The sequence below is a fragment of the Amycolatopsis sp. NPDC033938 genome (assembly GCF_055575975.1).
The window spans coordinates 122,112-140,505 of record NZ_JBVIRO010000010.1; the positions used below are offsets into that span (position 1 = coordinate 122,112).

General features: G+C 70.0%; 16 protein-coding genes. 12 read left to right on the forward strand and 4 right to left on the reverse strand.

All coding sequences use genetic code 11. The features are described 5' to 3' along the window. The first annotated feature begins 139 nt into the window (after positions 1-139). The 4 genes from ACZ5ZX_RS24410 (at position 140) to ACZ5ZX_RS24425 (ending at position 3,331) form a co-directional block, all read left to right on the forward strand. On the forward strand, positions 140-622 hold the full coding sequence (locus ACZ5ZX_RS24410; RefSeq protein ID WP_465504297.1) for an SAV_6107 family HEPN domain-containing protein: 483 nt from the start codon (positions 140-142) through the stop codon (positions 620-622). A gap of 24 nt (positions 623-646) precedes the next feature. Further along, positions 647-1,411 (forward strand): maleylpyruvate isomerase family mycothiol-dependent enzyme, encoded by a 765-nt coding sequence (locus ACZ5ZX_RS24415; RefSeq protein WP_465504298.1) that lies wholly within the window; start codon positions 647-649, stop codon positions 1,409-1,411. Positions 1,412-1,472: 61 nt separating this feature from the next. Then, entirely contained in the window at positions 1,473-2,141 is a 669-nt protein-coding gene (locus ACZ5ZX_RS24420; protein ID WP_465504299.1) for a VOC family protein, read from the forward strand. A 95-nt stretch (positions 2,142-2,236) separates the two neighbouring features. Continuing rightward, entirely contained in the window at positions 2,237-3,331 is a 1,095-nt protein-coding gene (locus ACZ5ZX_RS24425) for a GNAT family N-acetyltransferase (RefSeq protein ID WP_465504300.1), read from the forward strand. 24 nt (positions 3,332-3,355) lie between these two features. Here the strand turns inward: ACZ5ZX_RS24425 and def are convergent, their stop codons facing one another. Both def and ACZ5ZX_RS24435 read right to left on the reverse strand, forming a co-directional pair. Then, on the reverse strand, positions 3,356-3,856 hold the full coding sequence (gene def, locus ACZ5ZX_RS24430) for a peptide deformylase (protein ID WP_044854209.1): 501 nt from the start codon (positions 3,854-3,856) through the stop codon (positions 3,356-3,358). A gap of 37 nt (positions 3,857-3,893) precedes the next feature. Then, a complete protein-coding gene (locus ACZ5ZX_RS24435; RefSeq protein ID WP_465504301.1) occupies positions 3,894-8,516 on the reverse strand; it encodes an ATP-dependent helicase in 4,623 nt (1,540 codons plus the stop codon). A 168-nt stretch (positions 8,517-8,684) separates the two neighbouring features. Between ACZ5ZX_RS24435 and ACZ5ZX_RS24440 the strand changes: the two genes are divergently transcribed. The 8 genes from ACZ5ZX_RS24440 to ACZ5ZX_RS24475 all read left to right on the forward strand — a co-directional run bounded on the left by ACZ5ZX_RS24440 (position 8,685) and on the right by ACZ5ZX_RS24475 (position 15,697). After that, positions 8,685-10,592 (forward strand): Hsp70 family protein, encoded by a 1,908-nt coding sequence (locus tag ACZ5ZX_RS24440; protein WP_465504302.1) that lies wholly within the window; start codon positions 8,685-8,687, stop codon positions 10,590-10,592. Positions 10,593-10,670: 78 nt separating this feature from the next. Beyond that, on the forward strand, positions 10,671-10,916 hold the full coding sequence (locus tag ACZ5ZX_RS24445; RefSeq protein ID WP_465504303.1) for a hypothetical protein: 246 nt from the start codon (positions 10,671-10,673) through the stop codon (positions 10,914-10,916). 96 nt (positions 10,917-11,012) lie between these two features. Then, on the forward strand, positions 11,013-11,207 hold the full coding sequence (locus tag ACZ5ZX_RS24450) for a DUF3046 domain-containing protein (protein WP_465504304.1): 195 nt from the start codon (positions 11,013-11,015) through the stop codon (positions 11,205-11,207). A gap of 206 nt (positions 11,208-11,413) precedes the next feature. After that, a complete protein-coding gene (gene recA, locus ACZ5ZX_RS24455) occupies positions 11,414-12,454 on the forward strand; it encodes a recombinase RecA (protein WP_061984048.1) in 1,041 nt (346 codons plus the stop codon). 26 nt (positions 12,455-12,480) lie between these two features. After that, positions 12,481-13,008, forward strand: coding sequence for a regulatory protein RecX (locus tag ACZ5ZX_RS24460; protein WP_465504456.1), 528 nt, complete (start codon positions 12,481-12,483; stop codon positions 13,006-13,008). A 1,031-nt stretch (positions 13,009-14,039) separates the two neighbouring features. Beyond that, a complete protein-coding gene (locus ACZ5ZX_RS24465) occupies positions 14,040-14,666 on the forward strand; it encodes a VOC family protein (protein WP_465504305.1) in 627 nt (208 codons plus the stop codon). Between the two features lie 14 nt (positions 14,667-14,680). Beyond that, complete coding sequence (locus ACZ5ZX_RS24470) at positions 14,681-15,160, forward strand: iron chaperone (protein ID WP_465504306.1); 480 nt, start codon at positions 14,681-14,683, stop codon at positions 15,158-15,160. 99 nt (positions 15,161-15,259) lie between these two features. Beyond that, positions 15,260-15,697: a GNAT family N-acetyltransferase gene (locus tag ACZ5ZX_RS24475; RefSeq protein WP_465504307.1), complete on the forward strand. Its 438-nt coding sequence runs from the start codon at positions 15,260-15,262 to the stop codon at positions 15,695-15,697. Positions 15,698-15,743: 46 nt separating this feature from the next. Here the strand turns inward: ACZ5ZX_RS24475 and eda are convergent, their stop codons facing one another. Both eda and edd read right to left on the reverse strand, forming a co-directional pair. Beyond that, entirely contained in the window at positions 15,744-16,364 is a 621-nt protein-coding gene (gene eda, locus ACZ5ZX_RS24480) for a bifunctional 4-hydroxy-2-oxoglutarate aldolase/2-dehydro-3-deoxy-phosphogluconate aldolase (protein WP_005164729.1), read from the reverse strand. After that, positions 16,361-18,250 (reverse strand): phosphogluconate dehydratase, encoded by a 1,890-nt coding sequence (edd, locus tag ACZ5ZX_RS24485; RefSeq protein ID WP_465504308.1) that lies wholly within the window; start codon positions 18,248-18,250, stop codon positions 16,361-16,363. The genes eda and edd overlap by 4 nt, the downstream gene beginning before the upstream one ends. Positions 18,251-18,394 lie beyond the last annotated feature (144 nt).

Consider the following 18,394-nt stretch of genomic DNA (forward strand, 5'->3'; position numbering starts at 1 on the left):
CTTCGGGGTTACATTGGACTTGTTCGAACAGACGTTCGACATTCGGTGAGCGCGCACCGGTAGGTGCCCGGCGCGGGGGCGGGGGAAGCGCCTCGGCGCCGGGCACCGGCCGGCGCTCACGTACAGGAGGAGGGTCGTCATGTCCGTTTCGGTCGTGTCCCCTGACGAAGCCGAGAGGCCGGGGGGCTCCGCGCAGCCCGCCCTGCCGATGTCGTTGCGCCCGCCGGCACCACCCGCGGCGGTCTCCTTGTACGCACAGGCAAGGCGAGGCCTTGGCGAAGCAGAGCGGGAGAGCGATCCCGCGGAGCGGTTCATCGGCGCGTACCTCGCCGCGTTGCGGGGCGCGGCGGCGGTTCTGGAGGCCCGTGGCCGTCCGCACCGGGGCCGGGCCCGGCCGGCGAGCGGCTGGGTGCTGCTCGAATCCGTCGCGCCGGAGCTGAAGGAGTGGGCGGCGTTCTTCGCGGCCAACTCCGCGACGCGGGCCGCCGCGCAGGCGGGTATCACGGGCAAGGTCACCGTCGAACTGGCGGACGGGCTGGCGAAGGCCGCCACGGTGTTCCTGGAACTGGTCCGGCGGGTGGTGCACGGGCTGCCGATGGGTGATTCGGCGCATGTGGCCTAGCGCGCCACGGAGAGGGGGAGGCCGATGGCCGGGCAGGCCATGATCGACCAGGGCAGGTTCCTGGAGGTGATCGGCGCCGAAACCGAGCTGATGGCTCAGGTGGCGCACCACGCGTCCGCCGACGCGCCGGTCCCGACCTGCCCCGGCTGGACACTCGGCGAGGTGCTCCGGCACGTGGGCAGCGTGTACCGGGTCACCCGCCGGTGGATCACCGACGGGCGCCGTCCCGAGCACTGGCAGCGCAAACCTGGGCCTGGCCAGACCCTGGACGAGTACTTCCGCCAGGGCCGGGACGAACTCGTCGCCGAACTGTCCGCGCACGACGCGGACGAACCGGCGCCGACCTGGTGGCCGGCGGACCGCAGCTACGGGTTCTGGCGGCGGCGGATGGCGCACGAGGCGACGATCCACCGGATCGACGCGGAGAGCGCGGCCGGGCGGGACGTTTCGGAGATCCCGGAAGACGTGGCACTCGACGGGATCGACGAGGCGCTGGCGCTCTGGTTCGGCCAGCGGCTGCCGTTGCTGGGACTGTCCGGGACGAAGAGCGGATCGGTCGGTGTGCGCACCGCGGGCCACCACTGGATCGCCAGGGCCGGGCCGACGGAAACGGTCGCCTGGCGATGCTCGGCCGAGGACGCCCAGCGCGCGGACGATCTGGTCACCGGACATCCGGACAAGATCTACCGCTGGCTCTGGGGCCGGGCGGGTCCGACGGCGGTGACGGTCAGCGGAGACCAGGACATGGCGGGACAACTCTGGGCCCTTCTGCGGCTCGCGACCCGATGACCGGTCGGTGGGGAAGCCAAACCGGTCAAAAGTGTCGGTGGTGCCGTCTAGGTTCACCGGCGTGGTGACACGCCTGGTGAACCTGGTCTTCGACTCGGCCCTTCCCAGAGATCTGGCGGGTTTCTGGGAAGGGCTGTTCAGCTGGGATGCCCCGTTCGACCCGGCCTTCCGCTCCGAGGCCGGGCCCAAACAGGGCAAGAACCGGCTGCATCTGGATCTGGCGAGCCGCTCGCCGGAACATCAGGCCGGACTGGTGGACCGTGCGCTGTCCCTCGGCGCACGGCACATCGACGTCGGCCAGGGCCCGCCGGAGGAGAAACGGGTGCCGTGGGTGGTACTGGCGGATCCCGAGGGCAACGAGTTCTGTGTCCTCGAACCCCGCGAGCAGTACGCGGGCACCGGGGCGATCGCCTCGATCGTCATCGATGCCCGTGCCCCGGAGCGGCTCGCGCGGTTCTGGGCGGCCGCGCTCGGCTGGGAGATCGCCGTCCGGGAGGCGACGATCGTGGGCCTGCGGCCGCCGGGCGGTCGCGGTCCCTGGCTCGAATTCCTCGCCACCGAGGACGAGAAACGGCACCGGAACCGGCTGCGGTTCGAGCTCGCGCCGCGGCGAGGCGGAAGCCGGGCCGCCGAGGTCCGGCGCCTGCGGGAACTCGGCGCGACAGGGGCACACGGCGAGGCCATGGCAGACCCGGAGGGCAACGAGTTCAGCGTGCTTTCCCCGCGCTGAGTGTTTCGCCGGGGTTGCGCGGTGGTGCCGAACGCTGACCTGAGCGAAACACCGGCGCCGTGGGCAGGCAACAACCGGCGGGGACCGTTGAGGCCATGGAGACCTATCGAATCCGGCCCACCCAGGTCCATCCCGGTGAAGAGACGGCGGCCGCGTCCGCCTGGCGGGTCCGGATCCGCGTGGACGACCGGCCGGGCACCCTCGCCAGGATCGCGATCAGGCTGGCCGACCTCGAGTGCAACATCCTCGGGCTCTCGGTGCTGCCGGTCCCCGGTGGCGTGCTGGACGAGATCGTCCTGCGGCCCGCCGCGGGCCTGCCCCGGCAACTGCTCATCGACGCGATCCGCGACGAAGGCTGCGAATGCTCCGCCGTCATCGACGCCGACCTGGCCGAACTGGTCGATCCGGCCACCGCGACGTTCACCGCGGCCAAACAAGCCGTCGAGGATCCCGGCGGACTCGCGGAGGTGCTTCGCGGCGTCCTCGCGGCCGATGTCGTCACGAAGGTTCCCTCCATCGAGGCCAACCCCGCGCGGACGGAGGGCGGGCATCGGGCGGTGTTCCCCGCCGGGGACGGAACCGCGTTCGTCGCTCGCCGCCGGTGGTCGCCCTTCGTCGAACTGGAACTGAGCCGGGCCGTCGCGCTGATCGGCCTGATGACGGCCGTCCGCGACAACGTGACCGGACCGATCGTGCTCGACCGGCCCGACGGCGCCGCGATCGTCCTGCGCAAGGGTGTGCCCGGTGACGCGGAGGCGGTGTCCGCACTGCACCAGAGATGCTCGATGACCACGCTTTTCCACCGGTACCACACGGGGCTGCGCGCCGTGCCGCGTCGCTGGCTGCACCGGCTCCTGATGCCGCCGCGCGGGGTGAGCCTGCTCGCTGTCTGCGGCCGCGACGTGATCGGTCTCGGCCAGTTGATCCCGGCCGCCGGCGGCGGGGCGGCCGAAGTCTCGCTCCTGGTCGAGGATTCCTGGCAGCGCCAGGGCGTCGGCACGGCCTTGCTCGCCCGGCTCGCCGTTCTCGCCACGGCCAAGGGGGAACGCGAACTCGCCGCCGTCTGCCTTCCCGGCGACGACTCCCTCTACCGCACCGCGGCCAGGGCGGGGCTCCGCCCCGAACGCCTCCCCGGCGAGTCCGGCACCCTGCGCTTCACGCTCCCCAACCCCCGCGTTCAGTCCTCTTGATGCGGTTCTCAACGCGAGGGGAGGTCAGCGCTTCCAGAACCAGTCTTTGCCGCGGGCCTCGCCCAGCGCGCGCTTCTTGCGCTCGGGGGTGAGCCGGTCCAGGTACAGCTTGCCGTCGAGGTGGTCGGTCTCGTGCTGCAGGCACTGCGCGAGCACGTCGACGCCTTCGACCTCGACCGGTTCGTTGCGCAAGTCGACACCGCGCACGACGGCCCGCTTCGCGCGGACGACCGGGAACCACAGTTCCGGCACGGAAAGGCAGCCCTCGCCGATCTCGTGTGTCTCCTCGGAAAGCTCGACGAGCTCCGGGTTGATCACGTATCCGGTCAGCCCGCCGACGTCGTAGCTGAACACGCGAAGGCCGACCCCGATCTGCGGCGCCGCGAGACCCGCGCGTCCGGCCGGTTTCACCCCGTCCATCAGGTCGGTGACCAGCGACTCGATCTTCTTGTCGAATTTCGTGACCGGGTCGCATACGGTCTTGAGCACGGGATCCCCGAAGTAGCGCAGGTCGCGCATCACCATGTTCGAACGTCCTTCTCCACTGGCCTGAGCGGCAATTCTAGGCCCGCAGGCGCAGGCCCTTCGGAGTCGCCCGGAATCCCGCCTCCTGGAGCACCGCCGACAGCTCGGAGGTGAGCGCCACTTCACCGTCGGCCTTCTGCACCGCGAGCTGCCCCAGCCAGCCTTCCCGTACCGCTGTGGACAGTGCCCGCGCGGCCGACCGCAAGGTCTCCTGATCCTCGGTGAAACTCAGCAGCGACCGGCCACCACGTTCGACGTACATCGCCGGGACACCGTCCACGAGCACCGCCAGCGCGCCCGCTTTCCTTGCGGGACGGTGCTTTGTGTCACCCGTCGCGGCAGGCCACGGCAACGCGGCGCCGTAAGGCTGGGCCGGGTCGGCGGCGGCGAGCACGACCGCCCCCTCCCGGGTGGTGCGCTGGTTCCCGGACTGCGCGCGCAGCCTGTCGACGGCGCCCTTCGCCGCGAACTGCGCGGCTCCGAGTCCCTCGACGACGTAGCCACGGACGACCTGGCCCGAGTCCTCCATCCCGCGCAAAACCTTGTAGATCCCGGAAAAACCGCCGGTCACCCGCTCGGTGTCGAGCGCGCCGCGGGTGAGGACGCCGTGCCGTTCCAGGAACGCCTCCGTCCGCGCGAGCGCACGTCTGGTCGGGTCCGGTGCGCGTTCCGGGGTCAGCGCCCAGCGTCCGGCGACCGTCGGTGGACCGGTGCGCGACGGCATCGCCGGCCTTCCGGCCCGAAGCCGCGCGTACCGGCCGCGAGGAGCCTGCCGTCGTGGCTTGTGCGCCGCGCCCGAACCGGAGACCTGCGCCCGCAACGGGCCAAGCGTGTCCCCGGTGACCAACCCTGCCCACACCAGATCCCACAGTGCGGCAACGACTTCACCGTCGTTGGGCGGGGTTTCGACCAACGGTGACGCCCGGTCCACGAGCTGGCGGAAGAACTGCGCCCCACCCTCCAAAGTGGACAGAATGGCCTCGTGGAGCGGACCGGAGGGCAGATCGTCGTCGAGGTCGGGAAGCAGCAGATCGGCGACGTCCGTCGGCGCGAGCGCCAGCCAGCCGTCCCCGCCGGACAGGGAACCGCATCCGCACCAGGTGACCTCGCCCGCCGTGGTCAGTTCGTCGAGCAGCGACGGCGTGTAGCCGGGCAACCGGCTCGGCAGGATCAGCGACTCGACCGCGCTCGCCGGCAGCGGGGCCCCGGCCAGCTGCTCGACCACGGACAGCACGTCGTCCGCCGTCGGCGCCGAACGCACTCGCGCGCCGATGCCGTGCCAGGACGGCAGGAACCGCCCCAGGGCCGCCGGTTCGACCGGTTCGACCTCGGCACGCAGCCGCGCCAGTGACGCCCTCCGGAGCCGGCGCAGCACCGACGCGTCGCAGAACTCCACCCCGACGCCGTGGGTTTCCGGATGGCCGACCGGGCTCAGCTCACCCCGCACCAGCCTGCCTTGCGCGGTCAGCCTGTCCAGCACGCCGGTGACCACGGCCGTGCCCAGCCCGAACCGCTCGGCGGCCTGCCGGGCACTGAACGGGCCACGACTGCGCGAGTAGCGCGACAGCAGGTCACCGACCGGGTCCTCGACCGGTTCCGTGAACGCTTCCGGCACGCCGACGGGCAGCGCGGTGCCCAGCGCGTCCCGCACCCGGCCCGCGTCCTCGATGGCGATGAAGCGTTCACCGCCGCCGATGCGGACCCGGAGCACCCGCCGCGCGGCTTCCAGTTCCTCCAGCCATTCCCGCTGGATACCGCGCGCGGCGGCCTCCTCGATCGAGAGATCTCCGAGGAACCGCAACAGATCCGCGGCTTCCTCGGCGTTGCGGGCGTGCCTGTCGGGATCGAGCCGCTGCAGCGACCGCTCGACCTCGGCGACCACCTCGGCGTCCAGCAGTTCCCGGATCGCCTCGGTGCCGAGCAGTTCGGCCAGCAGCGTCGAATCCAGTGCCAGCGCCGCCGCGCGCCGTTCCGCGAGCGGGGCGTCGGTCTCGTACAGGAACATCCCGACGTAGCCGAAGAGCAGGCTGCGCGCGAACGGCGACGCGGACGGCGTCTCGACCTCGACCAGCTTGACCTTCCGTGACCGGACGTCGGCCATCAGTTCGCGCAGCCCGCCGACGTCGTACACGTCCTGCAGGACTTCCCGCATCGCTTCCAGCACCACGGGGAACCGCTCGTACTTGGCCGCGACCGAAAGCAGCTGCGACGCGCGCTGCCGTTGCTGCCACAGCGGGGTGCGGCGGCGCGGATCCCGGCGGGGGAGCAGCAGCGACCGTGCCGCGCATTCCCGGAACCGGGCGGCGAACACCGCCGAACCGCCGACCTCGGCCACGATCAGCTGCTCGACCTCTTCCGGATCGAGCAGCACGTCTTCGACACCGATGGTGATTTCCGAGCCCTCGGAGTCCAAGGCCTCCGGCAGCCGCAGCACGATGCCGTCGTCGGAATGCGCCACCTGGGCGTCGACCCCGCGGTTCTCCCGCAGCCGGGCCGCGATCGCGAGCGCCCACGGCGCGTTGACCTGAGCGCCGAAGGGGGAGTGCAGGATGACCCGCCAGTCCCCGAGTTCGTCGCGGAACCGTTCCAGCAGGACGGTCTTGTCGTTCGGGACGTGCCGGGTCGCCGACTTCTGTTCTTCCAGATACGCCAGCAGGTTGTCGCACGCGTACTCGTCCAGCCCGGCGACGGCGGCGCGCTCCCTGGCCACCGAAGGCTCCGAAGTGGACAGTTCGCGGACGAACGCGCCCAGCGCCCGCCCCAGCTCCAGCGGACGGCCGGGGGCGTCGCCCTTCCAGAACGGCATCCGCGCGGGCTCACCCGGCGCGGGTACGACGATCACCCGGTCGTGGGTGATGTCGGTGACCCGCCAGGAGGAGGTGCCGAGCAGGATCGTGTCCCCGACGCGGGATTCGTAGACCATCTCCTCGTCGAGTTCACCCACCCGCGACCCGGGTTTGTCGTCGGCGCCCGGCGTCATCACCGTGAACAGGCCGCGATCGGGGATGGTGCCACCGGAGGTCACCGCCAGCCGCTGCGAACCCGGACGGCCGTGCAGTTCGCCGCTGACCCTGTCCCAGGTGATCCGGGCGCGCAGTTCACCGAACTCCTCGCTCGGGTACCGGCCGGCGAGCATGTCGAGGACCGCCAGCAACGCGTCATCCGGCAGGGACGCGAACGGCGCCGCGCGGCGGACGAGGGAGGCCACGTCGTCGACCGTCCACGATTCCAGCGCCACCATCGCCACGATCTGCTGCGCGAGCACGTCCAGCGGGTTGCGCGGGTACCGCACCGCCTCGATCGCCCCGGACGCCATCCGTTCCGCGACCACCGCGCAGGAGACGAGGTCGCCCCGGAACTTCGGGAACATCACCCCGCTCGACACCGCGCCGACCTGGTGCCCGGCCCGGCCGACCCGCTGCAGACCCGAAGCGACCGTCGGCGGCGCCTCGATCTGCACGACGAGATCCACCGCGCCCATGTCGATGCCCAGTTCCAAGGAGGATGTCGCCACGACACAGGCGAGGCGGCCCGTCTTGAGTTCCTCTTCGACGTGGGTGCGCTGCTCCCGCGACATCGAGCCGTGGTGCGCCCGCGCGATCACCGGCGCCGCGCCGGTGGTGAGCCCGGACTGACCGATCGCTTCGGCCGGGTACCGCTGGTCGGGCTCCAGTTCGGATCGTTCCGCGACGAGTTCGTTGAGCCGCGCCGTCATCCGCTCGGTCAGCCGCCGCGAATTGGCGAACACGATCGTCGACCGGTGGGACTGGATCAGTTCGAGGACCCGTTCCTCCACGGCGGGCCAGATGGACGGCCTGCGCGGTGCGCCGTCGATCTCCTCCAGCGAACCGGGCAGCCGGGCGAGGCCCGCGTCGAGGTCTTCGTTCTGCTTCGGCCCCTGAGGACTGTCGAGATTGGACATGTCCTCGACCGGGACTTCGACGCGGACCTCGATCGTCTTCGCGAGCTTCGGCTGGACGACGGTGACCGGCCTGCCGCCGGCGAGGAACGAACCGACCTCGTCGATCGGCCGGACCGTCGCCGACAGACCGATCCGCTGGGCAGGCTTCTCCAGCAGCGCGTCGAGCCGTTCGAGCGAAAGAGCCAGATGCGCGCCGCGTTTGCCGCCGGCGACCGCGTGCACCTCGTCGACGATCACCGTCTCCACGCCGCGCAGCGAGTCGCGGGCGGAGGAGGTGAGGATGAGGAACAGCGACTCCGGCGTGGTGACCAGCACATCCGGCGGTGTCTTGCCGAAGGAGCGCCGTTCGGCGGCCGTGGTGTCGCCGGTGCGCATGCCGACACCGATGTCCGGCACCGGCAGCCCCAGCCGCCGCGACGCCTGGGAAATACCGGCCAGCGGAGCCCGCAGGTTGCGCTGCACGTCGACAGCCAGCGCCTTCAGCGGCGAGACATAGAGGACACGGCAGCGTTTCCGAGGCTCGGCGGGCGGCGGTTCGACCGACAGCCTGTCCAGCGCCCAGAGGAAGGCCGACAGTGTCTTACCGGACCCTGTCGGGGCCACGACCAGCGCGTGTTCCCCGGCGTGCGCGGCTCGCCAAGCCCCTTCCTGCGCGCGGGTGGGCGCGGCGAAGGCCCCGGTGAACCAGTCCCTGGTCGCGGGGGAGAAGAGGTCGAGTACGTCTGCCACGCCCTCCATAGTGCGCCGGACCCCCGACAGTTTCGCTCCGAGGCCGCTCCGGTACCTGGTCGGGGACGAGTTTGGCGGGTCCGCACGTACGGTGACCTCGCTCATGGGAGCATCACGGCCAGCGCGACCGGATCAGTGCTGGGGCGGTCGCCGTTCGTCTGTGAAGGGGAAAGAGCTGTGCGGATCCTGTCGGTGGACCTCGGGACGTCCAACACCGTGGCCGTCCTTTCGGCGCACGGGAGGCCGCCGCGGGTGGTCGAGGTCGACGGTTCGGCCAACATGCCCTCCGCGGTGTTCGCCACCGAAGACGGCACGATCATGGTCGGCCGTGACGCCGAACGCCGTGCCCGGCTCGACCCGACCCGCTTCGAGCCCAACCCCAAGCGCCGTATCGACGAGCAGACGCTGCTGCTGGGCACCGACGTCATCCCGGTCACCGAGGTGCTGGCCGCGATCCTGCGCCGCGTCCTCGACGAGACCACCCGCCAGCTCGGCGGCGAACTGCCCGACGAGGTCCGGCTCACCCATCCCGCGCAGTGGGGCCAGACGCGCCGCAACGTGCTGCTGTCCGCCGCCCGGCTCGCCGGGATGGGCGGCAACCTGGTGCTCGTCCCCGAACCGGTCGCCGCGGCGGCGCATTTCGCGTCGTTCCCCGGCAAGACGCTCGCCCCCGGGCAGGCGCTCGCCGTGTACGACCTCGGTGCCGGCACCTTCGACGTCGCCATCGTCGGCGCCACCCCGAACGGCGGCTTCACCGTCGTCGCCGAAGACGGCCTTCCCGACCTCGGCGGTCTCGACGTCGACCAGGCCCTGCTGGTGCACGTCGGCCGCGAGGTCTCGCACAAGGATCCCCAGCGCTGGCAGCGGGTTCTGCGGCCCGAGTCCACTCCGGACCGCCGCACGCGGCGCGCGCTGCAAGAGGACGTGAAGGCGGCGAAAGAGGCCCTTTCGCGGCACCCGCAGACCGAGGTTCCGATGCCGGAGCCGTTCGAGGACGTACTCGTCACCCGCGGCGAGCTCGAGGCGCTGGTGCGGCCGTCGATGCTGCGCAGTGTCGAGCTGATGGCGCGAGTGGTCCGCTCGGCCGGGATGACGCCGGACCGGCTCGCCGGTATCTACCTCGTCGGCGGTTCGAGCAGGCTTCCGCTGGTCGGCAGCCTGATCGCGGAAAAGCTCGGCGTCGTACCCGGCAGTCTCGACCAGCCCGAGACCGCGGTCGCGCTCGGTGCTCAGCACGTCGCTTCCGACGGCATCAGCTCCCGGACGCAGGGGGTGGAAGGGCAGGTCGCGGCCGGAACCGGCGCACACCCCGGCGTTTCGGGCCCGTACGCGCCGCCTCCGCAGCAGGTCGCGTCGATTCCCGGCTATCAGGGCGCCGGCCCCGGCCACTCCGGCGGCTTCCCGCAGTCGGGCTATCCGAACAGCGGCCCGCAGCAGGTGCAGCAGCAGCCCGCGCCGGCGAACTTCCCGACGTACTCCCTGGCAAGCGGTGACACCGGCGACAAGGCGACCGCGGGCAAGAAGAAGCCGCTCGTCATCGGCGCGATCGCGGCCGTCGTCGTGCTGATCGCCGCCGGGCTCGTGTACTTCCTGACCTCTTCGTCGGTGACCACTTACACCGCCGACGAGTGCAAGGCGCCCGGGGCGGCCGACGACAAGGGCCTTACCGGCTGCCTGCGTCAGCTCGCCGGCAAGATCGCCGACACCGGTGACTGCAAGCCCGGGATGGGCAACGGACCGGCGAAACCGGCGGAAGACCTCGGCGTGACGTCGACCTGCTCCGCGCCTGGCCGCGCCGGCACCCAGGTGACCTACCTGCAGAGCGACTCCCCGGAGAAGCTCAAGGCCTACACCGACCAGCTGCTCGCCTTCGCCGGCGGTGACCGCACCGAGGCCAAGTGGGCGGGCAACGCCCTGGAAGGCCAGTACTCCTCGGCCGCCGGGCGGAACGCGGCCGTGCTGGTGTTCACCGTCACCGACCGGCCGCTGGTGGGCTTCATCTACCAGGTCCCGGCCGAAGGACAGAACCCGACGCCGGGCGAACTGGCCGACTACTTCGAAAAGAGCATCCAGCCGGGCGAGTAGGCCTTAACACGGTTCGCGTCGAGGGGCACTCTCGGCAAAACGGCTCCCCGGCGACAAGGATCATGGGAAAGTTCGCGTATGAAGATGACACTGGGGCGAGCCGCGGTACTGGCGGTGGCGATCGGGGCGGTGCTGGTTTCGGTTTCGGGCACTGCTTCGGCAGGCGAGGTAAGGGGCACCTACGGGGCGGATCAACTGGCCTGGTGCGAGGCGGACGCGACGAAGTACCGCAGCAGCGACGTCGGCGCCGAGTGCCAGTTCATCGACCAGCCCGAGCCCAAGTCCGACTACTGGCGCCTGTGGGTCTGGTCCATCGGCGGCTGATCCACCTCTGCGCGTGAAGGCCCCCTTCCCTCGGCTCAGCCGAGGGAAGGGGGCCTTCACGCGTTTCGGGCCGGGCCCGGGGCTAGACTTCGCCCGATGCGTATCACGGTCTTCCGGCGGCTGATGGCCGACGAATTCGGTCCCGGACGTGCGGAAACCCTCGCGAGGGATCACGTCTTCGGCGAACTCGGGGGCCGGACCGTCGAACAGGCCCTTGACTCGGGAATCTCGGCCAAGGACGTCTGGAGGGCGGTCTGCGACGCCTTCGAGATCCCGCCGGAGCGGCGCTGACCTCGGGATGAAGGCGAGCACCCTAGCGCGACGGCGTGTCGGTCACAGGCTCGAACACACGTTCGTCTATGGTGTTGTCCACAACGGGGTCAGCGATCCACAGCTTGGGCGCGAGGCCTGGAATTGTCGGTGGTCGCCCGTAGCGTCGAGCCCGACAGCTCAGAACTGAAACAAGCCCTACCGGCTCAACCAACGAGGTGGACTCCATGGCACCAGCAGCACCCGACAAGGACAAGGCCCTCGAACTGGCCCTCGCCCAGATCGACAAGCAGTACGGCAAGGGTTCGGTCATGCGCCTCGGCGAAGAGGGGCGCGTGCCGATAGAGGTCATCCAGACCGGTGCCATCGCGCTCGACGTCGCGCTCGGGATCGGCGGCCTGCCCCGCGGCCGCGTCATCGAGATCTACGGTCCGGAGTCCTCCGGTAAGACCACCGTCGCGCTGCACGCGGTCGCCAACGCGCAGCGGAACGGCGGCATCGCCGCGTTCATCGACGCGGAGCACGCGCTGGACCCGGACTACGCCAAGAAGCTCGGCGTCGACACGGACGCGCTGCTGGTCTCCCAGCCGGACACCGGTGAGCAGGCGCTCGAGATCGCGGACATGCTGATCCGTTCCGGCGCGCTCGACATCCTGGTCATCGACTCGGTCGCCGCGCTCGTGCCGCGCGCCGAGATCGAGGGCGAGATGGGTGACAGCCACGTCGGTCTGCAGGCGCGGCTGATGAGCCAGGCGCTGCGGAAGATGACCGGTGCGATGAGCAACTCCGGCACCACCGCGATCTTCATCAACCAGCTGCGCGAGAAGATCGGCGTCATGTTCGGCTCCCCGGAGACCACGACCGGTGGTAAGGCGCTGAAGTTCTACGCGTCGGTCCGTCTGGACGTCCGCCGGATCGAGACGCTGAAGGACGGCGGCGAGCCCGTCGGTAACCGCACCCGCGTCAAGGTCGTGAAGAACAAGGTCGCGCCGCCCTTCAAGCAGGCCGAGTTCGACATCCTGTACGGCAAGGGCATCTCCCGCGAGGGCTCGCTGATCGACATGGGTGTCGACCAGGGCATCCTGCGCAAGTCCGGTGCCTGGTACACCTACGAGGGCGACCAGCTGGGCCAGGGCAAGGAGAACGCGCGCAAGTTCTTGCTCGAGAACCCGGACATCGCCAACGAGGTCGAGAAGCGCATCAAGGAGAAGCTCGGCATCGGTGCCGTCGTCGACGCCGAGGCCGCCCCGGCGCCGGTCGACTTCTAGGAGGAACGGGTTTGCGAGCGCCCAAGGTGGATCCGGCGGAGTTGCCGCCGGACGAGCGGAGGAAGAAGGCCAAGGAGATCTGCTTCGATCTCCTGGCCGCGCGCCCGCGCTCCACGGAGGAATTGCGTCAGGCTCTCAAGCGTAAAGGCTTCGACGACGAGACGACGGAGACCCTGCTCGGTAAACTGGACCAGGCAGGGCTCGTCAACGACGCCGAGTTCGCTGAAATGTGGGTTCGTTCCCGCCACGCCAACATGGGCCTGGCACGGAACGCGCTCGTGGCCGAACTCAAACGCAAAGGAATAGATGGGGATATCGCCGTCCAGGCCGCCGAAGAGGTGGACCGAGAGGCAGAGGAGCAGCGCGCCCGAGAGCTGGTACGCAAGCGCATGCGCTCCTTGGGCAACGTCGACGAACAGACGGCGATCCGTCGCCTGCTGGGCGTCCTCGCCCGCAAGGGCTATCCCCAGGGGCTGGCCTACACCGTGATCCGCGACGAACTCCGCGAGTTCGGTGCCGAGGCCGCCCTCTTGGACGACCCCACCCTCGACTGAACCACCTTTCACCTCCGCCGCACCGGCCGAGCGGGCAGCGGACCCGCTCGGACGTGGGTCGTGCGCGCCCTCCAGCCCCTGCCGAACCCCAGGCCACGATCCGTAAAGGCTCTCTCGCCGCGTCTGGCGTCAATGCCAGGAAATTATTGAGGGGTAAGGGAAGCATGGCGTGCCTCGGCGCGGACCGGGCTGACTGGCGGAAGCCGGGCCGGGCCCCGGCGTCCACAAGGGACACCTTTCCGAAGAAGGCCGTCCGACTTGGGCGGTTTGTGCGGTTTGGGGCGGGGGTCGTGAGTGGCGATGAGGGTTCTATAGAGAGGTAAGGCAAACGTGGCAGGCCGTGCACGCGGGGGCCGCGCCCGCGTCGCGGAGCCGGTGTCCCCAATGACGCTTTGAGGGACTCGTATTTGTCTACCTACTGGTGTGGAGCGTGTGCGGGTTGCCGGGGCGGTCCGGGTGGGGAACATTCCGGACGTTGAGTGTCCCGGATCTTCCGTTGATCAAGGGACGAGACCGGGCGACGATGCTCGCGGAACCACCCTCGTCCCGGTCAGGCGTAGGTACACAAATGCGGGTTCCCCTTGGAGACCTTGAGCGTCCCAATGCCGCATTGGGGACACCGACGTGCCATACCCGCACTACCCTCACGAGAACACTACTTATGGACGGGTAAGGCGAAGGTGGCGTGTTCGGGTGGGATGGTGCCTGGTGACGGGGTGCCGCACTCGCGTGCTTGGAGCCGGGACAGCCGAGTGCGGGATCCAGGCACGCGAGTCACGCCTGCGAACAGGCCGCCCACCATCACGACACGTTTGACTTACCCCCGATAAGCCTGTCATGCGGGTGCGGTTCAGAGGTGTTCGTCCTGGTGGGCAGGCTGTGGAAGGGCCGCGGACGAGCCGTCCGCGGGCGATCGATCGTGATCATGTATCGGCGGAGGACGTGGGTTCCGTGCAGCACTGACCAGCATCGACGCGACCGATCAGGAATCAAGAAGCACCGCATGCCCTCCGCGAAATAGCGTTACCGGCATGAACTTCATCGACGCCATCACCCTCGAAGTGACCGACACCGCGGCCGCCGAAAGCTTCTACACCACCGCCTTCGGCCTCAGCTCCCAGTTGCGCCTGCGGGCCTCGCAGGAGCCCACAAGCGGCTTCCGCGGCTATACCCTTTCCCTCACGGTGTCGCAGCCCGCCAACGTCGACGCCCTGATCGAAGCCGCCCTCGCCGCGGGCGCGACCGCGATCAAGCCCGCCGCGAAGTCGATGTGGGGCTACGGCGGTGTCGTCCAGGCCCCGGACGGCGCGATCTGGAAGATCGCCACCTCGGCGAAGAAGAACACCGGCCCGGCCACCCGCGAGATCGACGACATCGTGTTGCTGCTGGGCGTCGCCGACGTCCCCGCGAGCAAGAGGTTCTACGTCGAGCACGGGCTCACCGTCGGGAAGAGCTTCGGCCGCATGTACGTCGAGTTCGAATCCGGGTCGAGCCCGGTCAAGCTGGCGCTGTACCGGCGCAAGGCCCTGGCCAAGGACGCCGGCGTCGCCCCGGAGGGCACCGGATCGCACCGGATCGCGGTCAGCGGCCCCGCCGCGCCGTTCACCGACCCGGACGGCTTCCGCTGGGAGACCTCCACCCTCGCCGCCCAGTCCTGATGTGCCACTACCGGATGCCCCCGCTCGCCGCCTACCAAGGAGAAAACACCGTGAGCAGCACCACTTACGAAGGATTCTCGGCCGAAGAAAAGGCCGCGATGAAGGAACACGCCCAGGACATGAAGAAGGCGGCCGGCCGCAGTTCGGCCGCGGACAAGGCCGCGGCCGCTGAGCAGGATGTGGTCGAGAAGATCGCGGAGATGTCCGACGACGACCGCGCACTGGCCGAACGCGTCCACGCCATCGTCAAGGCCAACGCCCCGATGCTCGCGCCGAAGCTCTGGTACGGCCAGCCCGCCTACGCGCTCGACGGCAAGATCGTCTGCTTCTTCCAGGCCTCGACCAAGTTCAAGACGCGCTACGCGACGCTTGGCTTCAACGAGGCGGCCAAGCTGGACGATGGCGAGATGTGGGCGACCGCGTTCGCGCTGACCAAGATGACGGCCGCCGTGGAGAAGCGCATCGCCGCGCTCGTGAAGCAGGCCGTGAGCTGAGTCGCGGACAGCACGAGTGGCACTGCGCTTTTCCGCACGAGTGGCCACTCTCAGCGGTGAGGTGAATCCCTAGGCTCGGGTGATCACTGGGAGGACACCATGATCACCATCGCCCCGCCGGAGCCTGAAGACCGCGAAGCTTGGGAGAACCTGTTTCGCGCCTACGTCGCCTTCTACGAACGGGTTTCGCCCCAAGAGGTCTACGACCGCGCTTGGCGGGAATTCCGCTCGGGGGAGCGGATGCACGCGCTCGTCGCCCGCCTGGACGGCGAGCTCGTCGGAATCACGCACTTTCTGGTGCACCCCAGCACTTCCGCACTCACCGACGTCTGCTATCTCCAGGACCTCTTCACCGCTCCGCAAGCTCGGGGCAAGGGCGTGGCGCGGGCGCTGATCGAGGCTGTCGCGGACTGGGCGCGCCGCCGCGAATGCGACCGGGTTTACTGGCACACCAAGGAAACCAACGCCACCGCGCGCCGCCTGTACGACCAGGTCGCGGTCAACCGAGGCTTTATTCAGTACCAGTTACCACTCTGAAAACGGTGAAGGCCGCCCTTGTACGGGGCGGCCTTCACAGCACGGATCAGAGCTTCGACGCCTCCGCGGCGAACGCCTCGATCTTCCCGAAGTCTTTGGCGGCCAAGGCATCCTTCGGGGTCAGCCACGAACCGCCGATACAGCCCACATTGGACAGCGCGAGGTAGTCCGGCGCGGTCTTCACGGTGATCCCGCCGGTCGGGCAGAAACGCAGCCCCGGCAACGGCCCGCCGATCGACTTCAGGTACGCCACGCCGCCGCTGGCCTCGGCGGGGAAGAACTTCAACGCCGTCAGCCCGCGTTCGGCCAGCCGCATCGCCTCCGAAACCGTGCTCGCGCCCGGCAGGAACGGCAGCCCGGTGTCGAACGCGGCGTCGAGGACCGAGTCGGTGCAGCCCGGGGTCACCAGGAACTTCGCGCCGGCGTCGGCGGCCTGCTTGGCGTGCTCCGGAGCGGTGACCGTCCCGGCGCCGATGACGATCTCCGGGACCTCCGCGGCGATCCGCTCGATGGAGGCGAGGGCCGCCGGGGTGCGCAGGGTCAGCTCGATCACGCCGATGCCGCCCGCGAGCAGGGCCCGCGCGGTGGGCACCGCGTCGGCGGCGTCGTCGAGGACGACGACGGGCATCACAGGGGACAGGCCGAGCAGGTCGGCGCCGGTGGTCACTGACTTACCTCCACAGGGTTCAACGTGTGCGCCGGAGCGCCGAAGTGTTCCGGCGTGAGCGGTCCGAACACGCTCGCGCCTTGATCGGCGGGGCCGACCGCGCGGCGCAGCGCCGCGAACAGCTCCCGGCCGGTGCCGGTCCAGGATGCCTCCGAAGGCGGGGAATCCACCAGCTCACGACGGGCGAGTTCTTCGTCACCCACGAAGACGTCCAGGGTCCCGGCCTGCGCGTCGAGCCGGACGACGTCGCCGTCGGCGATCCGCGCGATCGGGCCGCCCACGGCGGCTTCCGGGGTCACCTGGATCGCGGCGGGGATCTTGCCGGACGCGCCGGACATGCGGCCGTCGGTGAGCAGCGCCACCTGGTGCCCGCGGTCCATCAGCACCCCCAGGGCCGGGGTGAGCCCGTGCAGCTCGGGCATCCCGTTGGCCTGCGGTCCCTGCTGCCGGATGACCACGACGACGTCCCGGTTCAGCTCGCCGGCCTCGAAAGCGTCCTTGAACGACTTCTGATCGGTGAACACCCGCGCCGGGGCCTGGACGACGCGGTGTTCGGGCGCCACCGCGGACACCTTGATCACCGCGCGGCCGAGGTTGCCCGCGACCATCCGCAGCCCGCCGTCGGCGGCGAACGGCCGTGACGCCGGGCGCAGGACGTCCTCGTCGAGGCTGCGCGTCGGCACTTCGCGCCAGACCAGCCCGTCCTCGGACAGGATCGGCTCCTGCCGGTAGCGGCTCAGACCCGGCCCGGCGACGGTCTGGACGTCCTCGTGCAGGAGGCCCGCGTCGAGCAGCGTGCCGACCAGGAACTGGATGCCACCGGCGGCGTGGAAGTGGTTGATGTCCGCGCTGCCGTTCGGGTACACCCGCGCCAGCAGCGGGATCACCGACGACAGGTCGGAGAAGTCGTCCCAGGTGAGCTGGATGCCCGCGGCCGCGGCGATCGCGACCAGGTGCATCGTGTGGTTGGTCGAACCGCCCGTGGCGAGCAGCGCGATGACGCCGTTGACGACGGCTTTCTCGTCGATCACCCGCGAGACCGGGGTGTACTCCTCGCCGCGGGAGATCCGCACGACGCGGCGCCCGGCCTCCTCGGTGAGCGCGCGGCGCAGCGACGAGTTCGGCTGCACGAAGCTCGCGCCCGGCAGGTGCAGGCCCATCACCTCGACGACCATCTGGTTCGAGTTGGCTGTGCCGTAGAAGGTGCAGGTTCCCGCCGAGTGGTACGAAGCCGCTTCGGCGTCCAGCAGGTCTTCGCGGGTCGCCTTGCCCTCGGCGTACAGCTGGCGCACGCGCGCCTTCTCCTTGTTCGGCAGGCCCGAGTTCATCGGCCCGGCCGGCACCAGGATCGCCGGGAGGTGCCCGAAGGACAGCGCGCCGATCAGCAGGCCCGGCACGATCTTGTCGCAGACGCCGAGCAGCAGCGCGGCGTCGAACATGTCGTGGGACAGGGCGATCGCGGTCGACATCGCGATCACCTCGCGGCTGAACAGCGACAGCTCCATGCCCGGACGGCCCTGGGTGACGCCGTCGCACATCGCGGGCACGCCGCCGGCGAACTGGGCCACCCCGCCCGCCTCGCGGACCGACCCCTTCAGCATGGCGGGGTACTCCTGCATCGGCTGGTGCGCCGAAAGCATGTCGTTGTAGGAGGAGACGATCGCGACGCCCGGCGCCCGTACGGCGCGCAGTGCCGCTTTGTCGACGCCCTCCATCGCGGCGAAGCCGTGCGCGAGATTGCTGCAGTCGAGTCCGCGCCGAACCGGACCTTCTTCGTAGGCGGCGGCGACCCGTTCGAGGTGCGCGGCGCGGGTTTCGGCGCTGCGGGCGGCGACGCGTTCGGTGACTTCGGCGATGATGGGGTGGACGTTCGGGGCGGTGCGCATTGTCCGGCTCCGGATCACTGGTCGTGGTGGTCCGCGGGACGGCAACGCTGACGTCGCTGGGTCGTGACAGTGGCCACAGTACCTCGGGGGAAACCGCGAATCAAAATCGATACAGAAGATCGACTCGCGTGACCTCCGTCACGT